The sequence below is a fragment of the Streptomyces sp. NBC_01390 genome, from assembly GCF_045040105.1.
Taxonomy (GTDB): domain Bacteria; phylum Actinomycetota; class Actinomycetes; order Streptomycetales; family Streptomycetaceae; genus Streptomyces.
This window is the reverse complement of record NZ_CP109551.1, coordinates 11160058-11177926: the sequence shown is the minus strand read 5'-3', so window position 1 is coordinate 11177926 and position 17869 is coordinate 11160058. Positions and strand designations below refer to the sequence as shown.

The 17869-nt window shown below is 68.7% G+C and carries 16 protein-coding genes; 8 read left to right on the top strand and 8 right to left on the bottom strand.

The window, feature by feature from the left end:
• The first annotated feature begins 52 nt into the window (after window positions 1-52).
• Complete coding sequence (locus OG241_RS49840) at window positions 53-1372, top strand: cellulase-like family protein (protein ID WP_405825847.1); 1320 nt, start codon at window positions 53-55, stop codon at window positions 1370-1372.
• Here the strand turns inward: OG241_RS49840 and OG241_RS49835 are convergent.
• The gene (locus OG241_RS49835; protein WP_405825845.1) at window positions 1326-1739 is read right to left on the bottom strand and encodes an alpha-L-rhamnosidase C-terminal domain-containing protein; all 414 of its coding nucleotides are present in this window, start codon (window positions 1737-1739) and stop codon (window positions 1326-1328) included. The two genes, OG241_RS49840 and OG241_RS49835, sit on opposite strands and share 47 nt — an antisense overlap.
• 305 nt (window positions 1740-2044) lie before the next feature.
• Between OG241_RS49835 and OG241_RS49830 the strand changes: the two genes are divergently transcribed.
• Window positions 2045-3184, top strand: coding sequence for an ABC transporter substrate-binding protein (locus OG241_RS49830; protein ID WP_405825843.1), 1140 nt, complete (start codon window positions 2045-2047; stop codon window positions 3182-3184).
• 62 nt (window positions 3185-3246) lie between these two features.
• Here the strand turns inward: OG241_RS49830 and OG241_RS49825 are convergent, their stop codons facing one another.
• A complete protein-coding gene (locus tag OG241_RS49825) occupies window positions 3247-3948 on the bottom strand; it encodes an NAD(P)-dependent oxidoreductase (protein WP_405825841.1) in 702 nt (233 codons plus the stop codon).
• 136 nt (window positions 3949-4084) lie between these two features.
• Between OG241_RS49825 and OG241_RS49820 the strand changes: the two genes are divergently transcribed.
• A complete protein-coding gene (locus tag OG241_RS49820) occupies window positions 4085-4795 on the top strand; it encodes a TetR/AcrR family transcriptional regulator (protein WP_405825839.1) in 711 nt (236 codons plus the stop codon).
• Between the two features lie 285 nt (window positions 4796-5080).
• On the opposite strand, the gene OG241_RS49815 is transcribed toward OG241_RS49820, so the two are convergent.
• From OG241_RS49815 to OG241_RS49805, 3 genes are all read right to left on the bottom strand, one after another.
• Window positions 5081-6370 (bottom strand): MFS transporter, encoded by a 1290-nt coding sequence (locus OG241_RS49815; protein WP_405825837.1) that lies wholly within the window; start codon window positions 6368-6370, stop codon window positions 5081-5083.
• 401 nt (window positions 6371-6771) lie between these two features.
• The gene (locus OG241_RS49810) at window positions 6772-7764 is read right to left on the bottom strand and encodes an aldo/keto reductase (RefSeq protein WP_405825835.1); all 993 of its coding nucleotides are present in this window, start codon (window positions 7762-7764) and stop codon (window positions 6772-6774) included.
• Between the two features lie 120 nt (window positions 7765-7884).
• Window positions 7885-8448: a GNAT family N-acetyltransferase gene (locus OG241_RS49805; RefSeq protein WP_405825833.1), complete on the bottom strand. Its 564-nt coding sequence runs from the start codon at window positions 8446-8448 to the stop codon at window positions 7885-7887.
• Window positions 8449-8582: 134 nt separating this feature from the next.
• Between OG241_RS49805 and OG241_RS49800 the strand changes: the two genes are divergently transcribed.
• The 5 genes from OG241_RS49800 to OG241_RS49780 all read left to right on the top strand — a co-directional run bounded on the left by OG241_RS49800 (window position 8583) and on the right by OG241_RS49780 (window position 12685).
• On the top strand, window positions 8583-8852 hold the full coding sequence (locus OG241_RS49800) for a hypothetical protein (RefSeq protein ID WP_405826866.1): 270 nt from the start codon (window positions 8583-8585) through the stop codon (window positions 8850-8852).
• A gap of 158 nt (window positions 8853-9010) precedes the next feature.
• Window positions 9011-9826: a chitosanase gene (locus OG241_RS49795; protein WP_405825831.1), complete on the top strand. Its 816-nt coding sequence runs from the start codon at window positions 9011-9013 to the stop codon at window positions 9824-9826.
• A gap of 267 nt (window positions 9827-10093) precedes the next feature.
• Window positions 10094-10600, top strand: a complete 507-nt coding sequence (locus OG241_RS49790; RefSeq protein ID WP_405825829.1) for a SigE family RNA polymerase sigma factor — start codon at window positions 10094-10096, stop codon at window positions 10598-10600.
• A gap of 10 nt (window positions 10601-10610) precedes the next feature.
• Complete coding sequence (locus tag OG241_RS49785) at window positions 10611-10988, top strand: hypothetical protein (RefSeq protein WP_405825828.1); 378 nt, start codon at window positions 10611-10613, stop codon at window positions 10986-10988.
• Between the two features lie 101 nt (window positions 10989-11089).
• Entirely contained in the window at window positions 11090-12685 is a 1596-nt protein-coding gene (locus OG241_RS49780; protein WP_405826864.1) for a dolichyl-phosphate-mannose--protein mannosyltransferase, read from the top strand.
• Window positions 12686-12709: 24 nt separating this feature from the next.
• Here the strand turns inward: OG241_RS49780 and OG241_RS49775 are convergent, their stop codons facing one another.
• The 3 genes from OG241_RS49775 to OG241_RS49765 form a co-directional block, all read right to left on the bottom strand.
• Window positions 12710-14143 carry a glycoside hydrolase family 43 protein gene (locus tag OG241_RS49775; RefSeq protein WP_405825827.1) on the bottom strand — a complete coding sequence of 478 codons (1434 nt, stop codon included), beginning with the start codon at window positions 14141-14143 and terminating at the stop codon, window positions 12710-12712.
• A gap of 556 nt (window positions 14144-14699) precedes the next feature.
• Entirely contained in the window at window positions 14700-15200 is a 501-nt protein-coding gene (locus OG241_RS49770; RefSeq protein WP_405825826.1) for a peptidylprolyl isomerase, read from the bottom strand.
• A gap of 190 nt (window positions 15201-15390) precedes the next feature.
• A complete protein-coding gene (locus tag OG241_RS49765) occupies window positions 15391-17592 on the bottom strand; it encodes a DUF4157 domain-containing protein (protein WP_405825824.1) in 2202 nt (733 codons plus the stop codon).
• Between the last annotated feature and the right edge of the window lie 277 nt (window positions 17593-17869).

Sequence of the window (17869 nt, the reverse complement as noted above, 5' to 3'; positions counted from 1 at the left end):
CTGCCGTCCAGCCGCCGACGGCCCCCTCCGCACACGAACGACGGGTGACCCCATGACCGCACCGCAGCAAGCCACCACGCCCGGGACCACGGGCCAACTGGCCATCACCCTTTGGGACTTCAGCTGGTACACACAGGCAGGCCCCGGTGAGCCGTTCGCCGATCTCGACCGCGCCTTCGCCGAGACGGTGGACCGGGGCTTCAACACCGTGCGCGTCTGCGCCATGCCCTTCCTGCTGTTCTCCGGACGCGTCCCTGCCCCGGAGTCCGTCCAGGTCCGCGGCCTGGGCGAGGAGTTCGGACAGCGCACCCGCTGGTACGACGTCCGCGGCGGCTACCCGCTGGACGGCCGCCGACGGCTCGTCGAGCTGTTCGAAGCGGCGGCCCGGCACGACTGCAAGGTGATCGTGTCCTCCTGGGAGTACCAGCAGTCCCCCAGCTTCGCCGACACCGAAACCTGGCACCGCGCCCTGGCCGACGTGCCCGGCCCTGACCGCGCGGAGGCGGTGGCCGAAGCCCTCGCCGAACTCCTCGACTTCCTCACCGAGCACGGCCTCGCCGACCACGTCGCCTACGTCGAGGTGCACAACGAGGTCGACAACTGCTCCCTGGTACCGCGCGACGGCGCCACCCACTACGCCTATCTGCGCGGCCCCCTCGACCGCGCCGTGAAGCTGCTGCAGGCACGCCACCCCGGCATCCCCGTCACCTACTCACTGGGCGAGCCCTGGCCGAGCGAGATCGACGACCTGCCTCAGGGGGCGCAGATCGCGCACTTCCACTTCTACGTCTACGGCGTGCTCGGCGCGCTCTACGAGACGGTGGGACTCGGCCACGGCACCGAGGCGGCGCCCGAGACGGCCACCTGGCCCACCCCCGAACTGGCCGCCATGCTGCGCCCCGACGCCCCCGCCTTCGCCGACTACCAGCCGGACGAACCGTGGCGACTGGCCGCCACGGGCATCCCGCGCGAACTGTTCTACGCACACGACTGGGTGGACCCCGACCGCTGGGACCTGTGGCTCTACGAGAACTATCCGGCGCACCGGCAGGCCATGCGGGAGACGCTGGCCGGGTGGGTCGACTCCGTCGCCGAGTTCGCCCGCGTGCGCGGCATCCCCGCGGTCCTCGGTGAGGGCGTCGTGGGCTACACCCCGCTCCTGACCCGCTTCGAGGAGGACGCCGTCGGCAAGGACATCGCCGAGTTCGTCGTCGACCGCTGCCTCGCGGCGGGCTTCCAGGGCGTCGTCCTGACCTCCAACGCCGCCCCGCACCACCCCATGTGGCACACCGACGCTGACTGGATGCGCCGGGTCAACGCCCGTATCACCTCCCGGCTTCCCGGGAGCCGGTCAGGGGATCGCGCGCGGTGAACGTGTGCCTCCCCGAGCCGACGGAGTGAGGGGTGCGGTCGTCCGCGGGGAGCAGTACCTGCGCGCTGGTGTTCGCGGGCAGCTCCACGTCGAGCCGGAACGTGCCGTTCCTTCGCGTCCACCGCGCGGACACCACACCGTACGGCGTGCGGTAGCTGCCCTCGGCGCGGGTGAGACCGCCGACCGGGCGGGGGTCGATCACCAGCTCGCGGAAACCGGCCTTCCCGCGCGCCTGCCGGATGCCCACCAGGCCGCTGTGGAACCACTCCTCGATCTGGAGCAGGATCATGTGGTTCTTGGAGTTGCCCATGCCCCACTCCTCGGGAACGGTCGTCAGACCCTGGGGATTGGCGGTGGTGGGCGCCATGAAGAAGCCGTAACTCGGCCGGGTGTCCTCCCGGACACAAACCCCACCGAGCGGGTCATCCTCTCCCCCACCCTCGTGCCGTGCCGGACCACGGGCCGCCCACCGGCGTAGCCCGCCCAAGCCCCCGAACGAGCCGCGAGGAAACGTTCAACCGTTCGGTTGAATGTGAGATTCCACCCGTGGGAAACGTTGCCCAGACGTGGACAGCGGGCAACTATGGAGGCCGCCCGGCGCCCCGTACCAACTCACTCCCGGAGCGACGGACGACTTCGTACACCACCCCCCACCAGAGAGGCTTCCTCAGCATGTCCAGCTTCCTCAGCAGACGACGCGTCCTCACCACCGGAGCGGGCGCCGCCCTCGGCATCGGCGCGGTCGCCGCGAACACCGCCCCGGCCACTGCCGCCCCCGCCGCCTCCCGCGGCACCACCCCGGGCGAGGAGAGAAGGACCCTCGACGAGCTCTACCGAGCCGCGCTCGCCGAGGGCGGCAAACTCGTCGTCTACGCCGGCGGTGACACCCCCACCCAACAGGACGGCACCAAGGCGGCCTTCAAGGCCCGCTTCCCCGACCTCGACCTGACACTGATCGTCGACTACAGCAAGTACCACGACGTCCGCGTCGACAACCAGTTCGCCACCGACACCCTGGTCCCGGACGTCGTACAGTTCCAGACCCTGCAGGACTTCGACCGCTGGAAGCAGCAGGGCCGCCTCCTGCGCTACAAGCCCGCCGGCTTCGCCAAGGTCCACGACAAGTTCAAGGACCCCGAGGGCGCCTGGGTCGCCACCGGAGCCATCGCCTTCAGCTTCCTGTACGACACGGCGGCGGTCGGCACGACCACACCACTCACCCCGCGCGACCTGGTCGACCCGAAGTGGAAGGGCAAGATCGCCTCCGCCTACCCGCACGACGACGACGCCGTCCTCTACCTCTACACCCTGTACGCGCAGAAGTACGGCTGGGACTGGGTCGCCAAGCTCGCCGCCCAGGACGTGCGGTTCTCCCGTGGCAGCAACACGCCCGGCGAAGCCGTCTTCGGCGGGCAGAAGACCATCGGTGTCGGCACCGCCGGGTCCGCGGTCAGCACCACTCCCGTGACGTTCGCCATCGGCGCCGGACACCCCTTCATGGCCTGGGGCCAGCGCACAGCCGTACTCAAGCAGGCGAAGAACACCACCGCCGCCAAGCTCTACCTCAACTGGCAGCTGTCGACGGAGATGCAGAACGGCTCCTTCAACGGCTGGTCCGTCCGCACCGACATCACACCCCCGGCAGGCCTCAAGCCCATCTGGGAGTACCCCAACGCCCACGTCGACGGCTTCCCCCGTTTCATGTCCGACCGTGCCGCCGTCGAACGCTGGAAGCAGACCTTCGCCCTCTACTTCGGCGAGGTCAAGGGCGACCCCACCCCCGGCTCGCTCGGCCTGCACCCAGGGGCCTGACACGCTCCTTGCCCTGAAGGGACGGGAAGCCACGGCTGCGCCGTTGGTCCGCAGCCGTCGGTTCAGTAGCCGATGGTGAAGCGGCGCTGGACGAAACGGGGCAGTTCCGCCTCATCGACGAGGGCGACGGCGGCGTCCTCCACCGAGATGCGGCTGCGCCCGTCCGCGTCGAGTACGGGCTGATCGCCGCCGATCCGGAACCGGCCCGTACGCTCGCCGGGCGCTATGTCCTCCGCGGGGCTGAAGTAGGTCCACAACCGGTTGGAGGTACGCAGGACGTCCAAGGCGTCCCGGTGGCCGCGCACCGCGGCGGTGTACTCCCTCGGCAGGCCGATCGCGTCGAGGGTTTCGTGCAACAGCTCGTCGGAGTCGGCCCGTACGAGTCCGGGCTCGATCTCCAGACTGCCGGCGCCGCCGATGACGATGAGCCGGGTCCGGGGATGGCTCTCCAGCGCCTTCAGGAGTGCTCGCGCGGCTGTGGCGTACACCGTCGGATCGGCGATCGAGCGGGCCACCGTGTCGGCGATGTCCTTGGTGGCATTTCCGGGCTGGAACCCGCTGATCAGGACGTCGAGGCCGGGTATGACGGCGGCGATGGCGTCGGCGTCGAGGACGTCGACGCTCTGCCAGACGACGTTCTTCCGGTCCTCGTCGATCCGCGTGGCGTCGCGGCTGAATGCCCTGACCTGGTGCCCCCGGCCGAGTGCTTCGGCGACGACGCGACTGCCGATGCCGCCCGTCGCCCCGATCACTCCGATGTGCATGACTCTCCCCTGGTTGCTCATGCGTCAGTTGCCCATGCCGTCATCTTCTTTTCACGGCATGCAGAAACTATACGGCGTGAAGTATTGATACGGCACTCGGTATTGTGACGCTGTAGAGTGACTGATCGTGGGAAGCGTGGGAAGCATCAAAGGACGCCGCGAGCGGTTGCGGGCCGAGACGACCGCCGAGATCAAGAAGGTCGCGCTGGAGCTGATGGCCTCGGGAGGACCCGACGCGATCACGCTGCGGGCCATCGCTCGCGAGATGGGGATGACGGCCAACGCCATCTACGGCTACTTCGCCACCCGTGACGACTTGGTCACCACGCTGATCAACAACGTCTACACCGCGCTGGCCGACACGGTGGACGATGCCTGGGACGCCGCCCCCGCCGAGAACCCGGCCGCCCGGATCCAGGCATGGGCCTGTGCCTTCAGGAACTGGGCGCTGGCCAACCCCGAGGGCTTCCGCCTCATCTACGGTGACCCCGTGCCCGGCTACCGGCCCCCCGAGGGCGGCGCCGCCCCGGATGCCGCCCACCGTGTCTGTACCGGCATCACCGCGCTGGCGGCCGCCGCCTGGCCGCACGCCGAACACCGCTACGCGGACAGCGACTTCGAGTGGTCCGACTTCGACGCCGGTCTCCTCGACAAGGTCCGCCCGGCCTTCCCCGACCTGCCCCCGGCCGCCGTGGCCCTCGCCCTGCGCATCTGGAGCCACCTGCACGGCCTGGTGTCACTTGAGATCTACGGCCACCTACAGACCCAGGCTCTCAGCCCGGAAAAGCTCTTTCGTGAAGAACTGGCCCAGCTCATCCGGTCCTTGAGCATCACCTCGCAGGGGTAACGGCCCCACACAAGGGGGGCGCCTGCGAGCTGAGCAGGCTGTGGGGCCGCCGCCTTGTCGCCCGCAGGCACCCAACCAGCGCCGGGGCAGCGATCCCACCAACTTGCGCACCAGGCGGATGGACGTCTCCTGGGAAAGCGCGCGGTGCTCAAGCGCCGATCCCTGAGCGCGCAGCGTTCAGTCGGTGCAGAGAAGCGCCTTCGCCTCCTGCGGCCAGGAGGCGTACATGGAGGGCCACGTCCACGGTCGCCCGGGTACTGGGCCCCAAATGCCACCGCGAGCCGATCAGTCCTTGCTCTCCCCTGCTTGGACTTCTGCGTCGTGCTGTGTCAGGTCAGCTGTCGGGGAATCGAGTCCGTCGGCGGTACAGGCCCTCCGAGTGGGAGAAAACATCAGCACGAGTGCCTGGGCGACTGCTCCGGACAGTCCGATCCACAGGGCGAAGCGATAGCTGACCTGGTCGGCGAGCACTCCGCCAAGTGGTGCACCCACCGCCACCATTCCCCAGTTCATCGAGCGGATCGTCGCGTTCATCCGCCCGCGCAGCCGACCGGGCGTCACCGCCTGGCGGTAGCTCATCTCCACCGGGCTTTCGGCGCCGATGGCCAGGGACACGAGGAAGAAGCCGAGCGACACGGAGGCAAGCGCCCACGGTCCGCGCTCGGCCAGGACCAGGGGCAGCCAGCCGACGGCGGCGAGCAGGCGGAAGGCGATCAGAGTGGCACCGACGTCCAGTCTTCTGGCCACGCGCCCCGAGAGCGCACCGCCGAGTATCACGCCGGCACTCGCGCATGCGTAGGTGACCCCAAGACCGAATTCCCCGATCTTGAGGCTGTGCAGCGCGAAGACCACGAAGACCGTGCTCACCATGCTGTTGAAGAGGAGCATCGCGTGCGAGGTCAGGGCGATGGACGCCAGCGTGCGATGCCGGTAGACCCATGCCACCCCCTCGCGCAGCTCGCTGCCCAGGCTGCGCCGTCCGCCTCGATCAGGGACGGGGTCGGGTGCCTTCACCGAGGCGAGCAGCAGGCCGGACATCAGATAGGTGAGGGAGTCCACCAGCACGGCAAGCGGCGCTCCCATGACTTTGATCAGTACCCCGGCGATCAGAGGGCCGGTCGAGCCGGCCACCGCGCCGGCCTGTTGCACACGGGCGTATCCCGCGTTGAGCAGCTCCTTCGGAACCAGTTGTGGCACATACGACTGGTTCGCCGCCTCGAACAGCAAAGACAGCACCCCGAACACGAAGACGAACATGCACAGCGCGGGGATGCTGAGCCGGTCCAGCGCATACAGCACCGGTATGGCACCGAGCAGGAGTGCCCTTCCGAAGTCCGTGGCGACCATCATCGGCTTGCGCCGCCAACGGTCCACCACGACCCCGGCTATGAGCCCGAAGAGCAGATACGGCACCCAGCGGGCGGCATTGACGATGCCGACCTCCGTGGCGGACGCGCTCAGCGCCACAGCGGTAAGGATCTGCAACGCCAGCCCCGTGACCTGAGACCCGAACGCGGACACAGCCGAGGCGGTCAAGAAACGTACATACCCAGGGACTTCCACCAGGCGCGGCATGACCGGACCGTATCAGCGAAGATCACCGGCCGACTACGGCAGCCATGCGTAGTCGGAAAATCTCAACCCCCTTATCCAATAAGAGACTTGACACCTTTTCGGCTCTCTGGATCCACACTCCTTCCCTCACCTCCCCATCATCTTTCCATGTTCATGACAGAGAAATGGGAAACGTTGCCCACGCAGATCGGTCGTCGCACCGTGCTCATCGCCACGGGTGCCACCGCCTCTGGCCGTGACCGCAGCCCCCCGCATACACAACCCCCACACCCGCCCAGGCCGGTGACACCGCCCCCGTCGCCGCCACAGCCGTCTGCACCCTTACGAGGGAGATGACGGAAGGGCCCTTGGTGGCGGCCGTACCGGGGCCGGGCCCGCTTCGCGGGCCGCGATCGCGACCACTACCAGGCGAAGGCCTCCGGAGACGGTCCCGGTCCCGGGAAGATCTCGTCCAGCCCGGCCAGCAGTTCCTCGCTCAGCTCCAACTCTATTGCGCGCAGGGCGGATTCGAGCTGCTCCGCCGTGCGCGGGCCGACGATCGGGCCGGTCACGCCGGGGCGGGTGAGCAGCCAGGCCAGGGCGGCCTCGCCGGGCTCCAGACCGTGCTTCTCGAGCAGGTCCTCGTACGCCTGGATCTTCGCGTGTACCTCAGGGCCGGACATGCCGCCCGCGGCTCGCCCCTCGCTGCGCCGACCACCCTCGACCTGCTTCTTCAGCACGCCGCCGAGCGCACCGCCGTGCAGCGGCGACCACGGGATGACCCCGAGGCCGTACTCCTGCGCGGCCGGGATGACCTCCATCTCGGCGCGGCGCTCGTAGAGGTTGTAGAGGCACTGCTCACTCACGAGGCCGATGGTGCCGCCGCGACGGGCGGCGATCTCGTTGGCCTGGGCGATCTTGTATCCCGGGAAGTTGCTCGACCCCGCGTAAAGAATCTTCCCCTGCTGGACCAGTACGTCGACGGCCTGCCAGATCTCCTCGAACGGGGTGTCCCGGTCGACATGGTGGAACTGGTAGACGTCGATGTAGTCGGTCTGGAGCCGCTTCAGCGACGCGTCTACGGCGCGCCGGATGTTCACCGCCGACAGCTTGTCGTGGTTGGGCCACGCCTCGCCGTCCGCGCCCATGCTGGCGTACACCTTGGTGGCGAGGACCACCTTGTCGCGCCGCTCGGCGCCCTTCGCGAACCAGTTGCCGATGATGCTCTCGGTATGGCCCTTGTTCTCGCCCCGGCCGTACACGTTGGCCGTGTCGAAGAAGTTGATGCCCGCGTCCAGCGCCGCGTCCATGATCGCGTGGCTGTCGACCTCGCTGGTCTGCGGACCGAAGTTCATGGTGCCGAGGACGAGTCGGCTGACCTTGAGTCCCGTGCGTCCGAGCTGCGTGTACTTCATGGACTGCACGCTAGTAGCGTGGAGTGCGCTCCAGGCAAGAGATCCCGGTCCGGAAGGCCGTCATCAGCCGGGACGGCAGGAACAACCGGACGCGAAGCGCGGCCGCTGATCGCCCAGTTGCTACTGCTGCCGCCACTGCTCCTTGGTGATCTCGTACCGTACGCCTCCATGCTCGGAGCCCTCGACCGTCTCCATGTCGGAAGGAGTGGGGGCGGTGTCCACGAGTGTCATTTCGAGCTTCTCCATGATGTTGCGCGAACCACGGTTCACAGCCATCGTCTCGGCCCAGACCGTGTGCACACCGAGCTCCGTGAACGCCTTGCCCAGCAAGGCCCGCGAGCCCTCCGTGGCGTAGCCCTTGCCCCAAGCCGACTGCCACAGCCGGTAGCCGAGTTCGACTGCGTCCAGCGGCCCCTCCGGTTCGGGACGCAGGATGAACCAGCCGATGAACGTGCCACCGTCCTTCTCCTGCGCGGCGAACAGTCCGAGGTCGCCGCCCCACTTCTCGTAGCCGGCGAGGATGTTCGGGAGGTAGCGATCACGGATGAGCTCCGGCGGGGTCGGACGGCCGCCGGTCAGGTAGCGCATCACCGCGGGGTCGCTGTCCAGCTCGATCAGCAGGTCCGCGTCATCGGCGGTGAAGCGGCGCAGGGCCAGGCGCTCGGTCTCCAGGTAAGTGTCCACAAGTCGATCGTGCCTGAGGCGAGTCGGGCAGCCCAACGGTTTTCCTCGTGGTTGGCGAGTCCACAATGGTGGCCGCAGCAGCGCACGCCGGGGACCTTGTCCCGGACCTTGGAGGAGCCTTGGACTTGCTTGAGGTGCTTGATGAGGCAGTGGCCGCCCTCAAGGCGCCTCTGGGCGAAGTCGACCGGAGCCAGGGCTGGACCGATGATCTCCGACGGGAGATCCAGGAAGAGATCTCGGTCAGTCGTTCGGTGCTGCGTCGCCACGGACCCGGCACTGTGCGGCATCTGCGTCCGCGCCTGGACGAGTGGATGGAGAGTGAGATGGTGCGGCCGGGACGGCTTCGACAGCTGGTGTCGGATGTGCAGCGGCTACTCGTGGACGCTCGCAGCACTGCGCGGTGACACCCCTGCTGACCCCTTCGCCAGGCTGACACTGCCCAACTCCCCCTTCCTTGATGGGTGTACGCCGTTCGGAAAGTCTGGTAGGAAACCTTCCTAACAGTCTGCTCGAACGACCGGGCACCCGACTGAGCGCACGACTCAACCCCTGGAGGGACCCCGTGCACACCCCCCACATACGCACCTCACGCCGCACGCTGCTCACCCTGATCGGAGCCTCCCTGGTGGCGGGCCCCCTCGTCGCGAGTCAGTCCGCGACCGCCGCGGCCGTCGGCCTGGACGATCCGGCGAAGAAGGAGATCGCCATGAAGCTGGTGTCCAGCGCGGAGAACTCGTCGCTGGACTGGAAGGCCCAGTACAAGTACATCGAGGACATCGGCGACGGTCGCGGCTACACCGCCGGGATCATCGGCTTCTGCTCCGGCACCGGCGACATGCTCGACCTCGTGGAGCTCTACACCCGGCGCAAGCCGGGCAACGTCCTGGCCAAGTACCTGCCTGCCCTGCGCGACGTCGACGGCAGCGACTCGCACCAGGGCCTGGACCCCGGCTACCCCGCCGACTGGCGCCGCGCGGCCCAGGACTCGGCGTTCCAACAGGCGCAGAACGACGAGCGCGACCGGGTCTACTTCAACCCGTCGGTCAAGCAGGGCAAGGCCGACGGCATCGGCGTACTCGGGCAGTTCGCGTACTACGACGCGATCGTCATGCACGGCAACGGCGGCGACAGCACCAGCTTCGGCAACATTCGCAAGCGGGCGCTGGCCAAGGCCAAGCCGCCGGCGCAGGGCGGCAACGAGGTGACGTATCTGAACGCCTTCCTCGACGCCCGGGTCTGGGCGATGAAGCAGGAGGAGGCCCACTCGGACACCAGCCGGGTCGACACCGCGCAGCGGGTCTTCCTCCGCAAGGGGAACCTGAACCTGGATCCGCCGCTGGACTGGAAGGTCTACGGGGACAGTTTCCACATCGGCTGACACCGGCTCCCCGATCTCGGGCCCATCCTGTCAATCGGGGTGGGCCCGAGGCACGTCCGGGCCGGACAGGAGCACCGGCAACGCGGCGTGTGAGCCATGCCACATGGTCGGGGTGCATAGCCAGGTGTGGCCCAGTGTCTTAGTGAAGGGTGTAGGAGGTCCGCGGTCGCGCGGCGGCGTATGCGGTCGACGGATGGGTCCGCCGCTCCGCGCCGCACAGACGAGGTAAGGGCCGGCGAGTCCGGCAGGGGGCAAGGGGCGACACCGATGGGGCAGTTGCGGGCCGATGAGTTCGACCGCTTCGTGGCGGCTCGGTGGTCGGTGTTGCTTCACCTGGCGCGGCTGCTGACCGGCGGAGACCGGCACCGCGCCGAGGATCTGCTGCAAGAGGCGCTGGTCAAGCTCTGGTTCGCCTGGCCGAAGGTGGCCGAGCAGGCGCCCGAGGCGTACGTGCGCAAGGTTCTGGCCCGTGCCGCGGCCCGCTCGGCACGGCGCCGCTGGTGGGGCGAACGCCCTGTGGACCAGTTGCCCGATCCGCCCGAGGTGTCCGACGCGACCGCCGCCGTGGACGAACGGACCCGGTTGGAGGCCATGTTGGCGTTGCTGCCGGCGCGGCAGCGCACCGCGGTCGTGTTGCGTTACTACCAGGATCTGCCCGAGCAGCAGGTCGCTGAGGCGCTGGGGTGTCCGGTGGGCACCGCCCGTTCTCTGACGGCACGCGGTGTCGCGCGGTTGCGGCGGCTCATGTCCGACGCGGTCGAACCGGTGGAGTGAAGAAGGAGCCATGGATCACTTCGAGCAGGACCTGGCGCGGATGCTGCGTGACAGCCGGCAGGACACGCCGTACGAAGACCGGCATCGGCTCCGGCTGCGAGTTGCCGTGCGCGCCCGGCAGCGGTTCCGGACGGCATGGATGGCCACCGGTGCCGCGCTGACGATCGCCGGGTGTGGAGTCGGGCTGATGGCTCTGTCGGACACTGTCGCCCACGGCGGTACCACTCCCCGGCCCCGCCCCGTCACCTCCGCCGAGTCGGTCCCAGGGCCGCCGGTGGTCCGCCCCGCGTCGACCGCCGAAGTGCGCTCGAATCCGGCCTCCACGCCGACCGCTCGGCCCCAGTCGTCGCCGTACCGACTCATGACGAGCGGAAAACCCACCACGTGATCCAGAAGAACGCGCCCGTGACCGTCCCCGTGACCGTCCCCGTGACCGTCCCCGTGACCGGGAACGCGGCAGATCCTCCGTCGGTCTCCTGGCAACGGCGAATGCGCGGTTTCGGGTACGTCGGGCACGCGCAGGCGTCCGTGCAGAACCGCCTCATCGCGCCGTTTCCCGCACCACAGCCACGGCGCCGGGCCGGGTGGGGCTGGCCGCTGCTGGTGGCGTTGTTCGCCGGGCTGCCACGTTTCTGGCAGCTGGGCAGCCCCCGGGCGGTGGTGTTCGACGAGACGTACTACGCCAAGGACGGCTGGTCGCTGCTGCGGCTCGGTTACGAGGGCACCTGGCCGGACCGCAAGATCGCCGACCCGCAGATCCTTGCCGACCCGCAGGTGATCCCGCTCTCCGACACCGGCTCCTTCGTCGCGCACCCGCCCACAGGCAAGTGGGTGATAGCCGTGGGCGAGTGGATGTTCGGTCTCACCCCGTTCGGCTGGCGCTTCATGACAGCGGTACTCGGCACACTGTCGGTGTTGATGCTGTGCCGGGCAGGGCGCCGTCTGTTCCGTTCGACACTGCTGGGCTGCCTCGCCGGAGTACTGATGGCGCTGGACGGCCTGCACTACGTGATGAGCCGCACCGCCCTGCTCGACCTCGTCGTCATGTTCTTCGTACTGGCGGCGTTCGCGAGCCTGCTCATCGACCGCGACCACGCGCGCGCCCGGCTCGCGGCGGCGCTGCCGGTCGACGAGGACGGCCGGGTACGCCCCGACGCGCACACCGGCGATCACGCCGGAACGGGAGCGCGGCCCTGGCGGGCTGCAGCGGGCCTCTTCCTGGGGCTGGCGGCATCGACCAAGTGGAACGGTCTGTACTTCCTCGTCTCCTTCGTGGTCCTCACCCTGCTGTGGGATGTCGGCTCACGCCGCGTGGCGGGAGCGCGTCACCCCTACCGTGCGGTGCTGCGCAGGGACCTCGGCAGATCGGTGCTGACCGTAGTTCCGGTCGCCATGCTGACGTATCTGGCGACATGGACCGGCTGGTTCCTGTCCGACGACGGATACGGACGCCACTGGGCGGACGGCCGCGGCGGCGCCTGGTCGTGGATTCCGGCGCCGTTGCGCAGCCTGTGGCACTACGAGTCAGGGGTGTACCGGTTCAACATCGGTCTGCACATCCCGCACAAGTACGAGTCGAATCCCTGGAGTTGGCTGATCCAGAGCCGGCCCGTGCTGTTCCACTACCAGTCACCGAAACCCGGCACCGACGGGTGTCGCACGACGACCGACTGCTCACAGGCGGTCCTCGCCCTGGGCACCCCGCTGCTGTGGTGGGCGGCGTGCTGCGCGCTCGTGTATCTGCTCTACCGGTGGGCGCTGCGCCGCGACTGGCGTGCCGGCGCCATCCTGTGTGCGGTGGGTGCCGGATATCTGCCGTGGTTCCTGTACCAGGACCGCACGATCTTCTCCTTCTACGCGATCGTCTTCGTGCCGTACCTGTGCCTGGCCGTCACCATGATGCTGGCAGCCCTGCTGGGCCCGCCGGGCGCAACCGAAGGGCGCCGGGCGCGTGGCGCGGTGGCCGCAGGTGTACTCGTCCTGCTCATCGCCTGGAACTTCGTCTACTTCTTCCCGATCTACTCCGGGCAGACGATGCCGTACGCCGACTGGCACGCCAGAATGTGGCTCGACACCTGGATCTGAGCCCGGATCAGGACCGCTGGCGGGTCAGCTCGTCACTCGGAAGGTGGCGTCGGCGCGTCCCGTCGCGGTGGTGATCGGGTCGAGCCGCAGCTGGTAGGCGTAGTGGCGGATGTAGTGGTCGGGGTGGTTGTAGGACTGGAACGACGACCAGGTCGGGTCGGCGAGCCCGGCGACCTGGTTGAAGGTGGCGTCCTGGGCGAACTGGCTGGTGCCGTCGTTGTACGCGAGCTGGAAGTCGAAGTCCGAGTGCCGCAGGAAGTACCCGGGGAAGTTCACCGACTCGAAGGAGACGGTCCCGGAGCCCGCGAGGCCCGTCCGCAGCCGGAACCCGGAATCCTCGGCGGGGCTGACGTTCGGGTCGATACGCACGTCGAAGTTGGTGTGCCGGACGTACCGGTCCTGGAAGTTGTACGACTGGAGCCGGTTGACCGCGGTGTTGGGCCAGCGGGCGAGGACACGGTTCTCCTCGGCGGCCGTCAGGTTCAGGATCCAGCCGTGGCGCTTCTTGGTGACACCCATGTTGTAGCTGCTCGACGCCTGCTTCTGGTAGGCGGCGGGATTGGACGGGTCGGTCGTCAGGACCGGCATGTACCCGCCGCTGGAGGCGTACTGGTCGAGGTAGAGGCCCCACTTGTTGGTGCCGTTGAACTTCATCCACATCGGGCCTTCGACCATCGCGCCGGTGAGACCGATGCCGGAGAGGTTGCCGAGGTTGGTCCACGTTCCGAGGATCGAGTTGCTGCCTTCGAGGGTGATCTGGCCGTCGCCGGAGGCCCGTACGTAGCGGTAGTTGCCGACGCCGGACGGCACCTCGATGACCTGGGTGTCGATGATCTCCTGGGCGCCGGGGCGTTCGATGTAGCTCTGCGGGGTGCTGATGGTGCGGAAGTCGCTGGTGTGGGCGTAGAAGATGCGGTGCTTCGTCGCGCCGTTGAAGGGCACGTTCGTCGCCCAGTACAGGATGTAGTCGTTGCTCGCCGGGTCCCAGATCGCCTCCGGCGCCCACGCGTTGCGCCCGTCGGGGATGGCACCGGCGACGTTCAGCAATCGCGGCTGCGACCAGGTGACGAGGTCCGTCGACTCCCACACCACGAGGTTGCGGCTGCCGTCGTTGATGGACTGACTCCAGGTCTGCCCGCAGGAGATGCACAGGTCGGTCGCGACGATCCAGTACTTGCTGCCGTCGGGAGAGCGCACCAGCGCGGGGTCACGCACGCCCTTCGTGCCGACCGTGGAGCGCAGGACCATCCCTCCCCCGTTGAGGTCGTTCCAGTGCACGCCGTCCGTGCTGTGCGAGAGATACATCTGCTGGTTGGTCGACCCCTCGCCCGTGAAGTGCACCATCAGGTAGCCCGGGTCGGCGGCGGCGGCCCGCTGGGGCGTTGTCAGGACCTGGGAGGTGAGGAGCAGGGCGGCGGCGACCAATATCGTCGCCAGCCGGGAGAGAACCGCACGCATGTACATCTCCTGTCGTTCTGGGGATGCCTCGACCCGACGGCACTTCCAAATCCCACAACTTTGGTCGATATATCGAACGACGCACGTTCCGTCGAACCACCCGGCGCCGAAGCTAGGGCCCACCCCATACAGAAGTCAACGCGTCGGTCGTATTCGATTTCCGCGGGTCCCGGTGTAGTGGAACCGGTCGCGAACGATCAGACGACCCGCGCGGCACCGAACACCAGCCGGGTCGCGGCATGTGACGTTCCGTCAACCTGCCTGTATACGCGGGATGTGATGCCGTATGCGGCCGGCCGAGCTCTCGTCGGCTGTCGGCCCCGACCGCCGGCGCCGGCACTCGTGAACGGGCTGGGTGTTCTCCGCGGGATGGACACGCAGGAGACCTCGGCTGTCACGTGGGCGACCCGGGCTGGTGGTGGAAGTCCGAGTCGACGCCACCCGGGACAGGGCCGGGCGCCGACGGCACCCAGCCCGTCCCCCGTCGGTGTCGCGCCCTCCGGCAGCACTGGACACTCGCCGTGTCCAGTGGCCGCAGGCGCATCACAGACGATGATCAGGAGGGGGAAACGACGCCGCTCTCCTCGATGACGAGCTTCTTCTTGGTGGCGCCGGAGCTGTTGCCGAGCCCCTCGATCGTCTTGACGATGTCCGCACCCTCGACGACCTCACCGAAGACGACGTGCTTGCCGTCGAGCCACGGGGTCACCACGGTGGTGATGAAGAACTGCGAGCCGTTGGTGTTCGGACCCGCGTTGGCCATGCTCAGCAGGAACGGCCGGTCGTGCTTGAGCTGGAAGTTCTCGTCGGCGAACTTCTCACCGTAGATGCTCTTGCCGCCCGTGCCGTTGCCGTTGGTGAAGTCACCGCCCTGCAGCATGAAATCGGGGATGACGCGGTGGAAGGGGGCACCCTTGTAGCCGTAACCGTTCTGGCCGGTGGCCAGCTCGCGGAAGTTGCGGGCGGTCTTCGGCACGACATCGTCGAACAGCCGGAAGACGATGCGCCCGAGGTCCTCACCGTTCGCGGAAACCTGGAAGTAGACGTTCTCACTCATGGCACCGATTCTCCACCATGGGCGCGGGCCCGGGGGACCCGGCCCCGCATCCGACACTCCCTGTCACAGGATCGTCACCCAACGGGGCGGGCCCGCCCGCACGTGCGGCGACCCCGGCCGACGTTCACCGCGCCCTGCGGCCATATGCCTGCCCCGCGGCCGGCCCCGCCCGGCCGCAGGGCCGCTGTCGTCAGGACCTCGGCGGCGTCCTGGGTCCGACCAGGCCTTCGTACAGGGCCCGCCGTTGCTTCGAGCCGTCCTCGGTCTCCGCCAGCGCGGCGTCCCACTGCTTCTTGATCTCGTCCAGAAAGGTCCGCCAGTCGCCGCTGGCATGGGCCTTGCCCAGCTCCGCCAGTTCGACCAGGCGTTCGTTCTTGCCCAGCCCGCCCGAGCCGACCTTGTCACCCTTGTGGCCGTGCATGACCGACTCCGGGTTGGCGGTGGCCTCGGTGGAGCGGAAGTCGTGCTCGTAGCCCACCGGACTGGCGGAGTGCGGCGCCAGGGTCTCGATGCCGATCTGCAGTGAACCGTCCTTCTTCGTGGTCGGCCGGTGGTGGACCAGCAGCATGTGGCCGTACGACCCGTTCGGCAGCACCACATCGCCGTTCCAGTCCTTGGAGCCGAGACCGCCTCCGGAGATGTCCTGTCCCCACAGGTCCGGACGATCAGCACCGATGGACACCGCGTTGGTGGCCGACGCCAGGATGCCCCCCTTCTCCTTGAACGCGCCGGGCCTGCCCTCCTTGTTGGCTCCGATGGAGGTCCGGTGCGTGGCGAAGCCGCGATCGACGACGTCCCCTGCGCGAGTGTCCGAGCTGTCGTCCTGGGTCACGCCCAGGAACTCGGGCAGCGAGTAGGCGGGGGCGGCGGCGGAACTCAGCGCGGGGATACGAATGTTCACCCGGCCGCCGTGGGCGAGGGCGCGGATGACGTCCTTCTCGTAGTCGGCCACGTGCGCCCCGGCCTCCGGGTCGTACAGCTTCAGCCCGTGCTGCAGGATGAGCAGCACCTTGGTGAGCATCTCGCGGGCGCGTGCGTCCTTCGCCTCGTGGGGTGACGTCGCGCTCGTGGCTTTGCCCTTGCCCTTGACTGTCGCCGGACTCGCGTCGGGGAGGCCGTCCGGGTGCCGGCGCTCGGGTGCGATCCCGGCCGGGTGCAGGGTGTCGATGGCCGTCTCCCGGATCTGCTGGTCGCGCTCCCGCTCCAGGCTCTCCTTCTCCTTCGGCTCGACACCGGGCGCCTTGGTGAGCATGAAGCGGCCGAGTGTGTAGTCCGGCGAGATGGGGGTGTCCTGGCCCGCCTCGCGCACGGCCGGGTGGTTGGCACGGACGGCGAGGGTGGCCGTGAGGACGCGCTTGCCCGCGGGAAGCGTCAGCCAGTCCTTGAACCCGCCCTCACTGTATTTCTCCGCCTGCTCGTAGGTGCCGATGCCCACCTTCTGGAGCCACTCGGCATTCACCGAGGAGAGGTGCTTGATGTCGTCCAGGTCCTGGTCGTTGAAGGCCTCGCCGCGCATCACCCGCCGGTCGAGGGTCTTCCTGAGCCTGGCCGGCCCTTCGCGCATCCACTGTTCGGGCCACCAGGTGCCCGGCGCGAAAACGTTCTTCTTCATCTTCTTCTGGACCGTGTGCAGTTCGATCGACTGGCTCAGGCGGGCGATGACTTCCGCCCCGTCGGCCTGCTTCCCTGCCCCTTCGGCCGCCGCACTCTGCTCGGCCTGCCCGGGTTCGGCGGGACCCCCGGTCGCGGTGCTCTGCCCCACCCGCTGGACGGACGCCGGACCGGCGTGCGGCTGCGCGTGGCCGTGCTCCGCGTGGTCTGACGGGTGCCCGTGCTCGGCGGGCAGCCGCTGGACGGGGGCGGGGGCGCCCATCACCTGGTCGGCCGTCGCGACCGCCCGGCGTTCGCCTTCGTCGCCCTCGCTCGAGATGCTCAGGCCCGCGCCGTTGTCGGTGCCCGGTACAGGTCCCGCCGCCTGGTCGAGGGTGTGCGCCAGCTCGTGCGCCCAGTCCTTCTTCGACATCCCGCCACCATCGACGATGTGCGCGCCAGTGGTGAACGCCCTGGCCTCGACCGCGGCGGCTGCCCGCTGCGCCGCCGGCCCGTCATGCACCCGCACACCGCTGAAGTCGGCGCCCCCGAACCGCTCCTCCATCTCGCCGAGCAGCGCCGTATCGAGAGGCCGCGACGACGACCGCAGTCCCTCGTCCACCGCGGCCCGCTGCACCTGGGGCAGGCCGGAGGCCTCCGTCGCCCGGCCGGCGCCGCCCGCGGCCACGCGCTGCAGATGACGTATCCACGCACTGCTCATCGCCGTCGGCGCCTTGGTCCGGCGCGTCGCGTCCGATGCCCGCCCGCCGGCCTCGCGGTGCTCCCGATCAATGGAGTGCACAGGTGATCCTCCTTGGTAACTGAGCTGCCCTGTCAACCCGTTGTAGACGAATTCCTCCCCACGACGGAAGGACCTAAGGGGCAACGTCCGGGGTCCCCGGTGCCCGGCGGCGTCGGCCCTCCCCCGCGCCGTCGTGCGGTCACTCCACCCGGGAGGTGGACCGCCTGGAACAATGACCCCGCCAACACCACCCGCTCAGCAACCTCGCACCGCGATTTCCCCGGCGTGCGGCGCATACCGGACGCGCCCCACGCAACACCCCCCATCGGGAGACACG

Coding starts and splice junctions, on each gene's coding strand:
- OG241_RS49835 (WP_405825845.1), bottom strand. CDS start 1,739: ATGGCGCCCACCACCGCCAATCCCCAGGGTCTGACGACCGTTCCCGAG.
- OG241_RS49825 (WP_405825841.1), bottom strand. CDS start 3,948: ATGCACATCGGAGTGATCGGGGCGACGGGCGGCATCGGCAGTCGCGTC.
- OG241_RS49790 (WP_405825829.1), top strand. CDS start 10,094: ATGGGGCAGTTGCGGGCCGATGAGTTCGACCGCTTCGTGGCGGCTCGG.
- OG241_RS49770 (WP_405825826.1), bottom strand. CDS start 15,200: ATGAGTGAGAACGTCTACTTCCAGGTTTCCGCGAACGGTGAGGACCTC.
- OG241_RS49815 (WP_405825837.1), bottom strand. CDS start 6,370: ATGCCGCGCCTGGTGGAAGTCCCTGGGTATGTACGTTTCTTGACCGCC.
- OG241_RS49840 (WP_405825847.1), top strand. CDS start 53: ATGACCGCACCGCAGCAAGCCACCACGCCCGGGACCACGGGCCAACTG.
- OG241_RS49810 (WP_405825835.1), bottom strand. CDS start 7,764: ATGAAGTACACGCAGCTCGGACGCACGGGACTCAAGGTCAGCCGACTC.
- OG241_RS49780 (WP_405826864.1), top strand. CDS start 11,090: ATGCGCGGTTTCGGGTACGTCGGGCACGCGCAGGCGTCCGTGCAGAAC.
- OG241_RS49775 (WP_405825827.1), bottom strand. CDS start 14,143: ATGCGTGCGGTTCTCTCCCGGCTGGCGACGATATTGGTCGCCGCCGCC.
- OG241_RS49785 (WP_405825828.1), top strand. CDS start 10,611: ATGGATCACTTCGAGCAGGACCTGGCGCGGATGCTGCGTGACAGCCGG.
- OG241_RS49830 (WP_405825843.1), top strand. CDS start 2,045: ATGTCCAGCTTCCTCAGCAGACGACGCGTCCTCACCACCGGAGCGGGC.